Below are 16983 nucleotides of genomic sequence, written 5' to 3'. Positions count from 1 at the left end.
AACACATGGAACAAACATAGGTTTTTCTTTTTCTTAAAGAATATAAAAGAGAAATTCATTTCTCAACACATAGCTATGTGTTTAAAATAAGTGAATTATGATTGTGTGATTTAAGAACAAGTAAGCTATGAGTTTTTAAATAAATGAAACGCCTGTTATTTTAGTTTCCGAATCTTTGAATCTAGCCTGCACTGAGCGGAGTCGAAGTGTGTTTAAAATTTATACTCAACGAATATCATTAATAACTAATCATTTTCGAAACCTATGTCATTACTGATCCTGATTGCCAGTATTCTTTTATTGCTTATCCTGATTTCCGGGGTGAAACTCAATGCCTTTATTGCCTTGGTTATTTCGGCATTTTTTGTGGGGATTGCCAAAGAAATGCCTTTTCCGGATTTGATTAATTCCATTCAGCAGGGAGTCGGAAGCACATTGGGTTCTTTGATTTTGATTATTGCTTTTGGTGTTGTATTAGGAAATTTGCTTTCAGACAGTGGGGCTGCTCAGCGAATCAGTTCGGTTATGATTCGTTCTTTTGGAGTCAGGCACATCAAATGGGCGATGGTGATTACGGGTTTCTCGGTTGGAATTTCGATGTTTTACAATGCCGGTTTCATTATTTTGATTCCGATGATTTTTGCTGTTGCCAAAAGCACCAAACAACCTATTATTTACTTAGGAATTGCGATGGCTTCGGCACTTTCGGTCACGCACGGTTTTTTACCGCCGCATCCCGGACCCACAGCCATTGCGGTAATTTTTAAAGCCAATATCGGCAAAACACTTCTGTACGGACTTTTGGTTGCCCTGCCTGCGCTTTTTACAGCCGGAATTGTGTTTCCTGAATTTATCAAAAAGATAAGTGCTTTTCCGCCAAAGGGATTATTCGAAAGCAAAACGATCACGGAAGCCGAAATGCCTTCGTTTGCAATTAGTATTGTAACAGCACTCGTTCCGGTGTTTTTAATGGGAATGGCGACATTCAGCGAATTGGCTTTGCCGAAAGAAAGTGTATGGCGTTCTGTTTTGCTTTTTATAGGAAACCCAACCACTTCGATGCTGATTGCGGTACTTTTCGCCGTATTTTCATTAGGGATTTTTCGCGGAAAAAAAATGCAGGATCTCATGGATAAGTCGGGTAGTGCGATGAGTTCTGCTACGATGATAATTCTGATTATTGGGGCAGGAGGCGCTTTTAAACAAGTCCTGATCGATAGCGGAATGGGAACAGATTTGAGTCAGTTTTTCGAAAAGTCATCGCTGTCTCCTTTGGTTTTAGGCTGGCTGATTGCGACAATAATCCGGATTGCTTTAGGATCTGCAACGGTTGCCGGATTAACAGCAGCAGGAATTGTACAGCCATTGGTACTCGCTTCAGGCGTAAATCCGGAATTAATGGTACTTTCAATTGGTGCCGGCAGTTTGATGTGTTCGCATGTCAACGATACCGGATTCTGGATGTTCAAGGAGTATTTCGGGATTAGCGTTTCAGATACTTTTAAAACCTGGACCGTTATGGAAACTATTATTGGCGTGATGGGACTAATAGGCGTATTGCTGTTGAATTTATGGATCAAATAAAAGAAATGGAATCACTTTATATCGGAATCGACATTGGTACCACGGCTACAAAAGCAATCAGTTTTGATGTACACGGAAATGTAATCAGACAGGTTTCAGGATCTTATGAAATGTATCATTCGGAACCAAACTGGAGTGTACAAAATCCACAGGAGATTATGGAAACGGTTCTAAACTGTATCGGCGAAATTACAAAAGGCATTCAGCCTGAGTTTATTAGTTTCAGTTCGGCAATGCAAAGTATTATTGCTATTGATGAAACCGGAAAACCATTGACAGATGTTGTTTTATGGGCTGATAACAGAGCGATGGGAATTGCCGAAGAACTTAAAAAATCTGAAAAAGGAAAGCATTTTTACCAGAAAACCGGAATACCTATTCATCCTTTTTCGCCTATGAGCAAAATAGCCTGGTTTAAGGAATTTGATTCGGAAGTTTTTTCCAAAACCTATAAATTCATCAGCATTAAAGAATATGTCTGGCATCATTTGACGGGAGAATATTGCACAGATACTTCAATGGCTTCCGGAACGGGATTGTTGAATATCCATACTTTGCAGTGGGATGATGAAGTGCTTGAATTTTTAAATATTAAAAAGGAACAATTATCTGTCGTTTGTGAGGTAACACATCAATGCAAAGGCATTTCAGATGATTTTCTATATGTAATTGGAGGAGGGGACGGCGCTTTGGCCAATTTAGGAACCGGAGCGATGAATAAAAATTGTATGGCGCTGACCATTGGTACAAGCGGAGCAGTGCGATTGCCCATTGACAAACCGTATCTGGATGAACAAATGCGTACCCAGTGTTATCATTTGATGGATGATCAATACCTGACTTTAGGAGCTGTGAACAACGGTGCCATTATTCTGCAATGGCTTCGCGAAACTTTATTAAAAACAGATAAATCTTTTGAAGTCCTTTTTGAAGAAGCAGAAAAAATTCCTGCCGGTTCAGAAGGTTTACTTTTTGTACCGTATTTATTGGGTGAAAGAGCACCTATCTGGGACGCCTCAGCAAAAGGATCAATTCTGGGAATGCAGATTACACATACACAAGCGCATTTGGTAAGAGCAACTCTGGAAGGCATTTTGTTCGGATTGTTCCAGATTACAGAGATTTTACTTCCCAATCCCGAAAAAAGAAGAAAAACCAAAGTCATGGCCAGCGGTGGATTCGGAAAAAGTGAATTGTGGCTGCAAATGGTCGCCGATATTTTTCAGATGCCCGTAGAGACCTCGCAAACTATTGAAGGTTCTGCCTGGGGCGCTGTTTTAATCGGAATGAAATCTCTAGGGATCGATCTAAATACAAAAAATAAAACCGGAAAAACTTTTCTTCCTAATAGTAAGCATAAAAAAGTGTATGAAGAGGCTTTTGCTAAGTTTAAAAAGGTGTATCCAGTATTGAGGGATTTGTAGAGACATGCAGGAGTATTATTTGACAACATAGTTATTCACACAAATTTGTCATGCTGACGAAGGAAGCATCCCCACAAGAAACTCCACATTTTATATGATTTATATTATGCATATGCTAACGAAGATCCTTCCTTCGTCGGGATGACATTGCTCTGTAATTTCATATGGAGGTTTTTAAGACACAAAATTGGTTCTTAACTTAATAAGTATCAATCACCGTTACCAATAAATCAGAATCTGCCAAATTAGAAGGGGAAACCACTTTTTCTTCCAATGGAATGTCATTACCATATCTTTCTTTCAGAATCTTTTTAACCCTTTCATCAGTTAAATTGAAATCTTTCAGTTCCTGTAGTTTCGATAATTCAATGTTAGCCCCGTTTTTATAGATTTTCCAGATTAATTCGGAACAGTAAATTCGGGTATCGGTCCATTCAAAAAAAGCATCGTATTCTTTGCCCATCAACTGCTGGCTGTAGTCTTTCATTTTCTGCAGTGTGTCCGGAGTTAGTACTTTGGCAGCATTTTTTAATCTTTTTACCATATAATTTTGATCTTTTCCATGTGTAATCCAATTGTCCAGACGGGTTAGTTTTACTGGCTGAACAGCTTCAAAAACAAACAGGTTTCCGTTTATTTCATAAATAATCCCGCAATGTGAAAACTTGGAATTGGTTGCAATTCGTACCGCTTCACACTGAGGCGATTCAGAAGTTTGAAAGATAATATCGCCATCCTGAATTTTATCAGGAAAACTTATTTCTCCTTTTGTTTTGCTTGATAAAAACGGATTGACAGGAAAAACCTGAAGCGTTACATACAGCGCACAACAAAAGCTAAGTAAAAAGGTAATTCCGGGTATGAGGTATTTGGGCTTTTTCATTTTAGATATTTAAAAACCTAAAAGTATAATTATTTTTTACAGATTAGCGCAGAAATTTTAAAAAGAAGATTTATATTCCGGAACCAGACAAACTACGGCAAAATTGCTGAAATTATAAAAATAAAACCCTGCTTTTATTGAAATAGCAGGGTTAAATTTATATAAAATTAAAAATTTTTAAGCCTTAGTCGGTTGTACTTCTTCTGCTTCTTCTTCGTCATCTTTGCCTGGAATAATACCGTAAATAATGAGTCCAATAACCAAAAATAAAATTACTTTTCCCCCATATCTCGTATAAAGACCTAATTGCAGGAGACTTTCTTTATCTAATTTGTTGTCTTTTATAATTTCGGCAAGCTGTTGCTCAGTAAGTTCATAATATACATCAGAGTCTTTTTTTGCCAGTACTAATTTTGGCTCCTGCGTAACCCAGGCCGGAATTACCCATGCGATATTATATTCCTGATGCAGTGTGGCAAGATCCAGATAATCTTTTCCGCCTTCAGTAGCAGTATATTTTTCATTATCAGGTAATTCTGCTACAATTTCAATTTTGTCAATTTTTCCAAAAGGAATCCTCACTTTTGCAGAAACGGTAATAGTAGCAACAAGTGTCAGGATTGTAATTAAAAATCTTTTCTTTGTCATATTTATCATGATTTAAAATGTTTTTATAAACAAATCTTCTTAAGATTTGTTTTACAAATTAAATTCAAAATCAGATAAAGTTTGTAATCATTTTTAGTGATTTTACAATGGTGATAAGCGAAAAATAATTTTAGCAAGTTACTATACCACTTAAAGCTGTCTCATTTTTTGAAACATTTCTTCATATTTTTCTTTAAACATTCCTTCTGCTTTTTCGGGAAATGCAAATCCGTCAGGCCCAACATAAACATGAATGGTATTTTTATCCTCATTGACTTTTCTTATTGTATGATATTTGATCAGCCAGGCATCATAATGCTCAATTAGTTTTGATGCTTCTCCTAGCAGTTCCGGAGGCAGATGATGTCCGTTTTCTAAAAGCATATCCCGTATTTTTTTGTTAGAAGCGTACATTATTTCATCTTCAAAATTGGAGTCATATTTTTTTAGCTTCGAATAAGTATTTTCAAATGCAAGCCGGGTTCTGTTTAAATGCGCATAAACCTGTCCAAGAAGTTCGGTAGTTTGTTTTCTCCATTCAAAGTCGGTGTTGTGTATTTGTGCGATTTTGTCAAATTCATGTTTTATCTCAGCATTATTTCTTTCGGTCTTTTTATGAAAATAATAGACAATAGCACTGGTTAAAATGGTTGTCACTATTGAGCTGCCTAAAATTGTCTTTAATAAGTCGTCCATAAGTTTTTCATTTTGATTTTATTTTGAAAAGTAGGCTGCTTCTAATGAAACGAAGTTATGAAAATATATTTAATTTACAGAAAAACAGTGTGTTATGTTTGTTTGGTTCTTGTTTTATACTTTTTTGAATAAAAAACCAACCTCGTTCAGATTTGCAAAGCGAGGTTGGTTAGTCAATAAATTAACTCTCTTTTGGAGACCAGCATTGTAACATTAAATATTAGTAGGAAGCTATTATGTTGATACTTCCGACTCAGTATGAAGCACGCACACCCAGCTTTCGTTTTCTTTGACCCAGGTAGAAGTACAGGCACATTTCATAGGAGCCTTTTGTTCATCGTCTTTTATTCCTAATTCAATCAGATAGGCAATTACTGCAGCATTTTCGCCAATCATCCGGGTTTCGGTTCCGGAGATATTTACAACTTTTATTTTTGCTCCTTCACCTGATTCAAACATTTTTTTAAAAGTAGGTTCATCTACGTTCTGCACACCATGTTTGCCGGCTACAATGCACGGAAAGCGCGTAAATTCTTTAACAGTTTCGTAGTTGTGGTCTTCCATTCCCTGCCAATATTTTTTCTCTAATTCAATAATTTGCGTTTCCATAATCACTTTTTTTAGATTAAACAGTCATACAAAGTTCAGCTAATTATAAAAAGGGAAATTAAACTTTAACATACATTTAGTTTGATTGTAAATAGATTTTTGTCTGTAAGTGTCTGGTTTACTATTAGTTTATTCTAAAAGTTTGGCAAGTTTTTCAAGAGACGATTTTGTCCCTTCTTCATTATCTTTCGGGTCAATCCCTTTTGGAATATTCCTGAATGTAAAAGTTACAGCAGTACCTGTTTCTACTTTTTCCAAATCAATCTGCATTAGCATTTCTCCGGCAAAATCTTCATCGGAAGATTCAAATGTTACGCTTTCCAGAATTTTTTTATTGTTTTCGATTTCCAGAAATTTTGATGTAAATCTGTCTTCGTTTCTTTCTGTTTTCCCCATGCTGCCTTCTTCTGCAGGATAATAAAGTGACATCGAGTAACCTCCGCCAATTCTAAAGTCAAAGAAATGAATTTTTCCTGTCATATCGCCTGGAATCTGCCATTTCACTATAGAATCAGGATTTGACAAAGCATCAAAAACGTTAGGTAAATCAGCTTTTATAATTCTGGTGTTTGAAGTTTCTTGTTTCATCAGTAAAATTTTAGCAATTGACTGTTGTCCCGAATGTAGCGGAACTTTTTAAATAGTTTATTCTAAAGATACTCAAAAAACAGCAATTTGCGGGCTATAAAAAGCGGATAGCTTCTTGTTCAATTTTTGATAACGTTTTGTATATCTGCACAATTTGATTTTTTTTTAGAAGCAGAAAATCTCATTTCATTACAAAAGTCGTCCCGCTTTTCGTTCCAATCTTATGTGCCGAACCCCGGCACACAAGGATTTTCACTGCAATCGGGGCTAAGCGACAAATTTATGGGTGACAACAAGATTGTTATTTGCGTTCAGAAAGGGCGCTGGTGCCAACTGACATATCATGGAAATATATTAAGGGAAATATATGATTCATTTTCAATCAGAATTTTTTACAGATCCGGTAATTCTCTCTCTGGAATGCCCATTTTATTGCTCATCTAACTAATTATTTTCTTCTGGTTTTTATGCTATAAAATAGTAAACTAAGATAACATCAGTTTTATATAATTTTAATTTAATTTTTGATAATTATTTGAAGAACAATTAATTAACTTTTATTAAAGAAAGGTTTAACATGCTGTGTTTCCGCCTCCTGTCTTAAATAAGTAATTTTAAATAAATCAAATTAATAACGTTTTTAAATATTAAAATTATGAAAAAGAATATAGCAATATTAGCTACAAACGGTTTTGAAGAGTCAGAATTAGCATCTCCTAAAGCCTATCTGGAAGAACAGGGATGGAATGCAGATATCATCAGTCTGAAGTCAGGAACAATCAAAGCGTGGAAAGATGGCAACTGGAGCAATGAATATAATGTTGATGTAGTACTGGATCAGGCAAATGAAGCAGATTATGATGCCCTGTTACTTCCGGGAGGTGTTCTGAATCCGGATTCATTAAGAAGAGAAGAAGCAGCAGTAAATTTTGTTCGTTCTTTTTTTGAAAGCAAAAAACCGGTAGCGGCAATTTGCCATGGTCCTCAGATTCTGGTAGATGCTGATGTTTTGGAAGGTCGTAAAGTAACTTCGTTCTTTTCTGTTAAAAACGATTTAATAAATGCCGGAGCACAATGGGAAGACTCAGAAGTGGTCGTTGACAACGGATTGGTAACCAGTCGTAACCCTGATGATTTACCTGCTTTTAATAAAAAGATGGTGGAAGAAATTAAAGAAGGAAAACACGAGCGCCAGACGGTATAAAACAATAGTTTATCCAGATTTAGAAAAATGCAAGATCAATTTTTGGTCTTGCATTTTTTTATTGACAGTTTAAAAATATTTTGGGTCAAGGATTACAAATTCCCTATTTCGGAATCTTGTGTCGAAATCAATTATACAAAAAAAGCACCTTCAATACTGCAAAATACTTATTTATAATGACGGAGGAAGAATGACAAAACTCTAATTTCGTCTTACAAATTTCTCAAATTATTTAAATCATGAAACAAGTAGTACTATTATTTATATTTTTTATGAGTGTTACCCGAGGGGCAGCACAGGATTTTTTAATTGAAAATGCGCAATATACCATTACAAGTGAAACAACTGTAACTTTTTCAAAGATGAATGGCTTTCCAAAAACATTTGTTATACCTTCAACTGTTGCATACAACTCAAAACAATACACTGTAACAGCCATTGGTAACAGTGCATTTGAGAATTCTGCCCTTTTGCAAACCATATCAATCCCTAATACCATTACTGAAATAGGAGTTAAGGCTTTTAATGCATGTAGAGACTTAACCGAAATAACTATTCCAAATTCGGTTGTTACGATTGGAGAATCAGCATTTGAAACTTGTTCGAGTTTAGTTTCAGTGAAGATTCCAAGTTCTGTAACATCGGTTGGAAAGAGGTTTTTGATGAGTTGTTACCAATTGAAATCAGTAGAATTCTTAAATTCTATAACTACTATACCTGAAATGTCTTTTCTTCATTGTTCAAATTTAGAGTCTGTAGTATTTCCAAAATCTCTTACTACTATTGGTTCTTTTGCTTTTTATGGTACTATATTAAAGTCAATTATTATTCCTGACTCAGTTACTACAATCGGTGAAAAGGGGTTTGGTTTTAACTTTTTACTAAAAAGTGTCAACATACCCTCATCTCTCACTTCCCTTTCAGATGATGTTTTTAATAGTAGCCCTTTGACATCCGTTGTGTGTGATTCCCCAGTTCCGTTACCGATTACTGCGAACTTTTTTAAGGGCGTCCCATTATACAATTGTATCCTGGAAGTTCCTGCATCGAGTGTAGCAGCTTATAAAGCACATGAAGAATGGAGTAAATTTAAATCTATTGTAGCAAAAGGAACGTTAGGACAAACAGATTTTAGTTCTCAAAAAGAAGTGGTGGCGTATCCTAATCCTTTTTCGGATGAAATTACATTAGAATTGAAAGAAAAAAATAATGCACAAATAGAAATGATCGACTGCACCGGAAAAGTTCTTTTAAGTCAAACTTTAAATCCAGGTGGAAGAATTGAAACACATCACTTAACTTCCGGATTATATTTTCTAAAAGTATCATCTGAAAATGGTTCTACAACCACAAAAATGATTAAAAAATAATCCGTTGGGTGAAATTAAAAATAATGTCAGGCTGAGCGGAGTCGTAGCCCTTTCGTATTCAAAAGCCTTCGACTCCGCTCAGGATGACATCAATTCCTTAAGTTATAAATGATGTTTTACTCCCGATTTTATACTTTTTATAAGCAAATCATTTTTTTTAAATCAATTTCACCCAACGGGTTAAAAAATAATTTTTTAATTAGAAAAAGTTATAATATTTAACTGAAATGAGACTGTATCAAATGAACTGTTCCAAAAAAAAATAGACACTATTTACAATTTAGATTCGCGCAGATATTTCAAGATAATATTTCGCAAAGCAGGAAATTTGCTCGTCAGAAAATGTAAAAAGATTAGTTTATCCAGATTTAGAAAAATTCAATTTTTGGTCTTGTATTTTTTTATGTTGTCCGTTAAATACTCACACACTCCCGCACGAATCCTTTCGTGTGGCTTTTGATTTCATTGTTTTACTTTATGTACCCTCAAATTAAGGTAAAACTCGTTGGGTGAAATTATTTTTTTTCAATTCTATCGCATGAGCTTACAAATGAATCTGTCTAAATCTGCTTTAATCTGTGTAAATCTGCGTTAAAAATTAATACGCGTATTTCACGCAGATTTTAAAGGATTTTCGCAGATCAAATTAGATTTAATTCTTGAATAAAGCTATTTTATTGTATTTCAACGAGTTAATTCTAAATAATTGTCTAACGCTTTCTTTATCTAAATCTTACTTAAATAAACTAAACAATTCCTGATTCTTCATTTAAGGGAAATGTTACTATTATGATTTATTAAGAAATAATTTAAATTTTTATTTAATTAAACAGGATAAAATTTTTATCTAAATAAATTTTATAGTCATTATTTATCATAACTGCAGGAGAGCGCAGGACAGTCAGGGCAGAAATTAACTTTATTTTTACATTTCATAACTTAAGGATTTTATAAAAATCAATTTATTAATTAAACTAAAATAAAGTCTATGAGAAAATCTTTATTTAAATTTTGTGTTTGTATATCTCTGGTTTTTGCCGGTTTTATTGCAAACGCTCAGGAAAAAACAGTTTCGGGGAGTGTAAAAGAAACAGACGGACTTCCTATACCAGATGTCAGTATACTTATTAAAGGTACAAAACAGGGTACTCAAACAGACTTTGATGGTAATTTTCAGATAAAGTCCAATGTGGGAGACGTTTTGGTTTTCTCTTTTATTGGAATGAAAACAGTGGAAGTGACGGTTGACAGCAGAACAAGTTATAATGTAGTCCTGAAGGAAGATTTGTCCCTCCTGCAGGAAGTTGTTGTGGTAGGTTATGGTACTAAAAAGAAATCCGATTTGACCGGGGCGGTATCTTCTGTTACGGCTAAACAATTAGCCACAGTTCCTGCAATGACTGCAGCGCAGGCACTACAGGGAAAAGCAGCCGGTCTGAATATTGTAACAACAAGCGGTGCGCCCGGGGCTGGCACTAATATTACCATTCGTGGAGGAACTTCACTAACCCAGAGTACCAAACCGCTTTATATTGTTGATGGGTTTCAGATGGATGATGCCTTAAATGTAATTAATCCTAATGATATTAAAAGTATTGATATTTTAAAAGATGCTGCATCAACAGCTATTTATGGATCCCGTGGTTCTAATGGTATTATTGCAATCACAACCAAATCGGGAGCAAAAGGAAAAACTACTGTGTCTTATAACTCATTTATGTCATTTGACCAGCTTTCTAAGAAAATGGATATGATGTCGAATACTCAGGACTTTGTAAAGTACCAGTATGAAATTGCGACACTTCAGGCAAAACCAGCTTCTTACAGTAACGTTTTTGACAATAGCCTCGCAACAAATTCACCTGGTTTTGCTTCTGGCGCGTATGGACGTATCGACAGCCGTTATGCTTCAGCTTCAGCCATTGACTGGCAGGAAAAAATGTTTGGAGGAACAGGGATAACCCAAAATAACAACTTGTCGGTATCTACCGGAAACGAAAAAACGCAGGTTATGTTAAGCTATAATTATAATAATCAGGAAGGTATTATAGCGAATCATAATGATAAAAGAAATTCATTTCGTACTAAGATTAATTCTGAACTGTTTAAAGGATTGCGTTTAGATGTCAATACTATGCTTACGAGCAGGTCAACAGATGGAGGAGGAGCTTACAACGCGATGAAAGATGTTCTGTTGCAGCCTATCAACGGGGGAACTTTGTTTACTTTGGATGAGATGCTAAACACACAAACTTATGGTGATTTTTCTGCTTTAGATTCAGCTTATGATACTGAAAATCCATTGGTAGAAAATGAAGCATCTCAGTCGAATAAAAAATACCGTGATATTCTTCTTAATGCTGGTGTTGAATTTGATTTTCTGAAAAACTTCACCTGGCGTACTTCAGGACAATATACTTTTTCAAGCAGCAAAGCTACTAATTTCTCGGATGCTAATTCAAGAGCGGCATTGACAGATCCTATTAATACAGGTATCAATGGAAAAATTGAAAATGAAGAAAAATACAGCTACCAGATTGCCAATACATTAAACTATACAAAAACATTTAGCGACAAGCATGATGTCAGCGCTTTAGTGGGACAGGAGGTGCTTTACAGTAAATCAGAGAGCAACGAAATAACTCTTATAAAATTTCCGGAAGCCAACTTTGGACTCAATAATATTGATAATGCAACGGTATTGAATAAGGAAGTAAGTATGCCTTCGCCTGTTGCACTTGCTTCTTTCTTTGCACGCGCAAATTACACTTATGACAACCGCTATCTTATAGCTGCAACGATACGTACAGATGGTTCATCAAGATTCAATGAAGGGTATCAATGGGGTACCTTCCCTTCTATATCCGGAGCATGGAAAATTTCTGAAGAGAGTTTCTTTAAAGACAAAAAAATAAACAATACTATCAATAATCTAAAACTGCGCTTGGGTTATGGTATGACCGGAAATAATGGTGTGGGCAGTAACTTGTTCCTGACTACAATAGCACAGGCAGATTATCCAATGAATAATACCCCTGGTAATCCTGCATACATACCAAGTACAACATTAGGAAATCCAAAACTATCGTGGGAAACTTTAGAGGCTACCAACATTGGTCTTGATATTTCTTTGTTTAACCGACGCATAGATATTACTGCAGAATGGTATAATAATAAAATTGCCGACATGTTATTAAAGAGTGTAGTTCCTGTTTCTACAGGGTATGCCAATCGTTATGAAAATATCGGAAGCATGCAAAATCGGGGATGGGAGTTTACTCTTAGCACTGTAAATTTTAAAACAGATAATTTCCGCTGGACAACAGATTTTAATATTGCTTTCAATAAATCTAAAGTGCTTTCTTTAGAAAACGGACAGACTCAAAGGGCTTTTGCTCAGGGAAATAACAGGTCTGGTACGGTAACTTATTATGCTACAGTTGGAGAATCATTAGGGGATATGTATGGTTATGTATATGAAGGACTTTATACTACAGATGATTTTACACAAAACCCCAATGGTACATTTACCTTAAATCCTGGTGTAGTTAAGCCAGCGACAGGAACTGCCAGCCCGGGTGATATTAAATTTGCTGCAGATAACGAAGCAGGGGATCAGTTTACCAGAAAACTGGTTAAAATTGGTAATGGTACTCCTGACTATTTTGGAGGTATTACGAATACTTTTTCGTATAAAGGCTTTGATGTTAACACTTTTATGACATTTAGTGTTGGAAATGATATTTATAATGCTACAAAACACAGTACAAGCCCTTATGCTCTTTTTCAGAACGTTCCTGAGGAATTTGGAAACAACTATTATCGTCTAATAGATCCTGTAACCGGAGTTAAGGCAACTACACTAGACCGTATCAGCGAATTGAACCCTGATCAGTCCTCACGTACATCTGCGCTGAATCTGGTTAACTCAAGCTATATTACGTATCCTTCTTCTTATTTTGTAGAAGATGGTTCTTACCTGCGCCTTGCGCAATTAACATTAGGATATACGCTGCCTCATGAAGTGACTCAAAAAGCACATATTTCTAATCTTCGTTTGTATTTTACAGCCAACAATTTGTTTACCATAACAGGTTATTCAGGTTATGATCCTGAAGTTTCTGCTGCTGATAATGATTTAGTTACAGTAACTCCGGGATACGATAACTCAGCTTATCCAAGATCAAGAAGCTATGTTTTGGGACTTAATTTAACATTTTAATAAAAAAATAATCATGAAAGAAATAACTATAAAATTGTTTCAGATGAAAAAGATATTTGTAGTGTCTGTACTTACTTTATTCTTTTGTATGACTTCATGCGACGAATTCCTGGATACGCCATCTTACGATACCCTGGATACCGAAACAGTGTTTAAAAACGAACCATCTGCTGATCTTTTTGTTCAGGGCTGTTATCGTAATTTAATTCACTCCGAAATGTTTTATCAATTGGGAGCGGGAGAAACCGTAGTTCATTCTGCTGAAGACGGAACTACTAATAATTCAAAGTATAATATCTGCAATTATTTTTATGATGCAATAACGCCGTACACCGTTACAACCATTTATAAAGAACAGTATCGTATTATTGAATCGACTAATATTGCCATCAGTCGGATAGGTAAAATGCCTGTAACAGATAAAACCAAATCAATGATTGGAGAAGCAAAAGCAATACGTGCTTTCTGCTATTATAATTTGATTCGTATTTATGGTGATGTTCCTGCCGTATGGACACCGCTTGACGAAATGGATGCAGACGATCCAAACACGTTTTATCCTAAACGTTCCCCTCGTGATGAGATTTATGATCATATTATAGCTGACCTTCAATCGGCTGTACAGGATGTACCCTGGAAATCAGCAAGCGGCTATCCTACTGCCGAACGTTTATCAAAACAAGGAGTCTATGCTTTATTAGCGCGTGTGGCTTTGTATGCAGGAGGATATTCATTAAGATGGAACCTGGAAACTAATGATCCTTCTACTTTAAAGATGTCACGCCGCAGTGATACTAACCGTGCAGATCAGCTTTATCAAATTGCCAATGACGCATGTCAGGCAGTTATTAATCAAAACGAAAACAGGTTAGTTACAGCTCAGGGTGGCAAAAGTGGATTTGAATATTTATGGTATAATTTTGCGCAGCGTAACTTTGCTGCAACTAACCCTGAGATGCTTTGGGAAATAGCCAATTTAGGGCCAAATACAAATTCTGATTTTGGTGTTTATGCACATCCGGGATCAAGAGGAGGTTTGTTTGGTTCACGTAAAGCATTGCAGTTTATGCTGCCAACCTATTATTTGTCATTTGATAAAAACGACACACGCCGTGATGTTTCCTGTACATCATATAGTGTTTACTTCCTTAACAACGGTTCAGCAACAGATAAATGGGTAGATGTAGGAACTACGTATTCTTGTATCATGCCAGGAAAGTTCCGTATTTCATGGTGTAAGGAGCCACAAGCGGCAGCACAGCGTAATCTTAACATACCTGTTTTACGTTATTCAGATGTATTATTAATGTATGCAGAAACACAAAATTATTTGAACAACGGTCCAACAGGACCTGCCAGAAATGCATTATTAGAAGTAAGAACCCGTGCAGGTATTGGCTCAATGCCTATCCCTGTAGGAAAACAAGCTTTTGAAGATGCTATTGTGCAGGAGCGTAAATGGGAATTTGCGAATGAATTCAATCTGCGTACGGATTTGATTCGAATGAACCGTCTGGCAACAGAACTGGAAGCGACAAAACAAAGCATGAAAGATCTTTCAGACAGAAAGAATGCTTATGCCAATATTTCAACTCACCGTTTGTATAAGTTTCGTTATGACGCACAAGCATACGGAGACCCGTTTCTGGCAGTTCAGTATATCGACCTGACCGATCCTGCTGAGATTGCATCCATCCAGTCAATCCCTACTGCAGCTGCCCAATACGCTGATTTCCGCGCAAAAACGGCCAGTATTGCACAAGCTCACGGCTTTACTGTGGCACCTGGTGAAATGTGGTATCCTGTAAGGATGTTTGAAGCTTATACAAGTGCTTATAATGGGAATGCCCGTAAAACAGTTGGATTTACCGGCGGGTTTAATGTGCTTCAGATTGGGGCAATTATCTACACAAAACCAACTGGCTCTGCTGAAAACGGAGGGACTTATCCAAACTGGATACAAGCTTCTGATGGTTCTGACGGATTGTACTATGGATTTCAGGCAAATAAATCAGAATTACTGCCTTTTGCCAACAAATCAGCAGGACATCCGATGATTGATAATCCAAACCTGACACAGCACCCTGCTTATAAATAAAATTAATTAGTATTTACAAACAAAAAACTCTCACAGGATAGAAATATCATGGAGAGTTTTTTTTTGTTTTAAAATGCGGCTCATTTCAGAGACATTTGCCGGCTTTTCATAAGATAACATTTTCACACGCTGCCGCACGAATCCTTTCGTGTGGCTTTTGAAACCTAACTTTCTTGCCTGCCACTTCACTAAATCAGTTCGATAATAAAAAAATAATAATTTCACACGCTCCCGCACGAATCCTTTCGTGTGGTTTTTGAAACCTAATTTTCTCACTATATTATTACTGATTGTTATCCATACACACGCTCCCGCACGAATCCTTTCGTGTGGTTTTTGAAACCTAATTTTCTCACTATCTTATTACTGATTGTTATCATACACACGCTGCCGCACGAATCCTTTCGTGTGGTTTTTGGAACCTAACTTTCTTGCCTGCCACTTCACTAAATCAGTTCGATAATAAAAAAATAATAATTTCACACGCTCCCGCACGAATCCTTTCGTGTGGTTTTTGAAACCTAATTTTCTCACTATCTTATTACTGATTGTTATCATACACACGCTCCCGCACGAATCCTTTAGTGTGGTTTTTGAAACCTAATTTCCTCACTATCTTATTACTGATTGTTTATCATACACACGCTCCCGCACGAATCCTTTCGTGTGGACTTTTGAAACCTAATTTCCTTACTACATTATAACTAATTGTTTATATACATAAAATAAATAATCTATATATTTACAGAATAATCTTATTTTTTATCAATGAGTAGGAATTACAAATTTCATAATCCTGATGGATTGTATTTTATAAGTTTTGCAGTAGTAGGCTGGTTAGATGTGTTTACCCGAAATGAATACAAAGATTTGTTTATTGAAAGCATTCTTTATTGTCAAAAAAACAAAGGATTAGAAATTCATGCCTGGTGTATTATGAGCAATCATGTGCATTTGGTTTTTCGTAGTATAAACGGCCAAAAACCTGAGTTATTAGTGGGGGATTTAAAAAGATTTACCAGTAATTCCATAGTAAAAAGCATACAGGAAAATCCAAAAGAGAGTCGGAAAGAATTTCTATTGGATTTTTTCAGAAAAGAAGCCGAAAAGAGTTCAAATGTAAAACATTACCAATTTTGGCGTCATGACAACAACCCAATAGAATTGTGGAGTAATAAAGTCATTCAGCAAAAAATAGACTATGTTCATAATAATCCAGTCGAAGCCGGCTTAGTATATAAACCTGAAGACTATGTGTACAGTAGTGCTATTGATTATTCTGGACAGCAAGGACTTATTGATGATGTAGTTGTATTTAGGATGTTTGAAGTTTAAAACTCTGGTTTTAAAAGTTAATACATCGCTCCCGCACGAATCCTTTCGTGTGGGGCTCCCGCACAAATCCTTTCGTGTGGCTTTTGAAACCTAAATTTTATCATTTTGTATTCGTTGCAAATAAGCACCAAAGAGGTTTTCATTATTTTTTGAAGCAGAAAATTGGTCCTCATAATAGCTTTTATTCCCGCTGTCCTTCCAATCTTTTATTTTTTAAAGGAAAAAATAAAAGGATTTTCCCTCCCATCGGGGCTCATATCTTTGACATAGATTAAAAATATGAAAATGTATCTTTGAAATACTAACAATTAATAAACAAAAC

General features: G+C 35.8%; 12 protein-coding genes. 7 read left to right on the top strand and 5 right to left on the bottom strand.

Going from position 1 to position 16983, the window contains the following annotated elements:
• Positions 1-264: 264 nt before the first annotated feature.
• Positions 265-1584 (top strand): gluconate:H+ symporter, encoded by a 1320-nt coding sequence (locus GXM17_RS19825; RefSeq protein ID WP_163401256.1) that lies wholly within the window; start codon positions 265-267, stop codon positions 1582-1584.
• A gap of 5 nt (positions 1585-1589) precedes the next feature.
• Positions 1590-3008, top strand: a complete 1419-nt coding sequence (locus GXM17_RS19820) for a gluconokinase (protein ID WP_163401255.1) — start codon at positions 1590-1592, stop codon at positions 3006-3008.
• 199 nt (positions 3009-3207) lie between these two features.
• Here the strand turns inward: GXM17_RS19820 and GXM17_RS19815 are convergent, their stop codons facing one another.
• From GXM17_RS19815 to GXM17_RS19795, 5 genes are all read right to left on the bottom strand, one after another.
• On the bottom strand, positions 3208-3891 hold the full coding sequence (locus GXM17_RS19815) for a YiiX family permuted papain-like enzyme (protein ID WP_163401254.1): 684 nt from the start codon (positions 3889-3891) through the stop codon (positions 3208-3210).
• 177 nt (positions 3892-4068) lie between these two features.
• Positions 4069-4539, bottom strand: coding sequence for a hypothetical protein (locus tag GXM17_RS19810; protein ID WP_163401253.1), 471 nt, complete (start codon positions 4537-4539; stop codon positions 4069-4071).
• A gap of 150 nt (positions 4540-4689) precedes the next feature.
• Positions 4690-5235, bottom strand: coding sequence for a hypothetical protein (locus tag GXM17_RS19805; protein ID WP_163401252.1), 546 nt, complete (start codon positions 5233-5235; stop codon positions 4690-4692).
• A gap of 234 nt (positions 5236-5469) precedes the next feature.
• Positions 5470-5844, bottom strand: a complete 375-nt coding sequence (locus tag GXM17_RS19800) for a nuclear transport factor 2 family protein (RefSeq protein ID WP_163401251.1) — start codon at positions 5842-5844, stop codon at positions 5470-5472.
• Between the two features lie 129 nt (positions 5845-5973).
• Complete coding sequence (locus GXM17_RS19795; RefSeq protein WP_163401250.1) at positions 5974-6432, bottom strand: SRPBCC domain-containing protein; 459 nt, start codon at positions 6430-6432, stop codon at positions 5974-5976.
• Between the two features lie 655 nt (positions 6433-7087).
• Here GXM17_RS19795 and GXM17_RS19790 point away from each other — a divergent pair.
• The 5 genes from GXM17_RS19790 to GXM17_RS19770 all read left to right on the top strand — a co-directional run bounded on the left by GXM17_RS19790 (position 7088) and on the right by GXM17_RS19770 (position 16661).
• Positions 7088-7636, top strand: coding sequence for a type 1 glutamine amidotransferase domain-containing protein (locus GXM17_RS19790; protein WP_163401249.1), 549 nt, complete (start codon positions 7088-7090; stop codon positions 7634-7636).
• Positions 7637-7875: 239 nt separating this feature from the next.
• Positions 7876-9006, top strand: a complete 1131-nt coding sequence (locus tag GXM17_RS19785; RefSeq protein ID WP_163401248.1) for a leucine-rich repeat domain-containing protein — start codon at positions 7876-7878, stop codon at positions 9004-9006.
• A 988-nt stretch (positions 9007-9994) separates the two neighbouring features.
• The gene (locus GXM17_RS19780) at positions 9995-13228 is read left to right on the top strand and encodes a SusC/RagA family TonB-linked outer membrane protein (RefSeq protein WP_208796467.1); all 3234 of its coding nucleotides are present in this window, start codon (positions 9995-9997) and stop codon (positions 13226-13228) included.
• 43 nt (positions 13229-13271) lie between these two features.
• Complete coding sequence (locus GXM17_RS19775) at positions 13272-15326, top strand: RagB/SusD family nutrient uptake outer membrane protein (RefSeq protein ID WP_244307445.1); 2055 nt, start codon at positions 13272-13274, stop codon at positions 15324-15326.
• A 768-nt stretch (positions 15327-16094) separates the two neighbouring features.
• Positions 16095-16661 carry an REP-associated tyrosine transposase gene (locus GXM17_RS19770; protein WP_163401246.1) on the top strand — a complete coding sequence of 189 codons (567 nt, stop codon included), beginning with the start codon at positions 16095-16097 and terminating at the stop codon, positions 16659-16661.
• Positions 16662-16983 lie beyond the last annotated feature (322 nt).

This window comes from Flavobacterium fluviatile (assembly GCF_010645065.1).
In the GTDB taxonomy this organism is placed as follows: Bacteria; Bacteroidota; Bacteroidia; order Flavobacteriales; family Flavobacteriaceae; genus Flavobacterium; species Flavobacterium fluviatile.
Note: the sequence above shows the minus strand (reverse complement) of the source record. Positions and strands in the feature narration are given on the sequence as shown.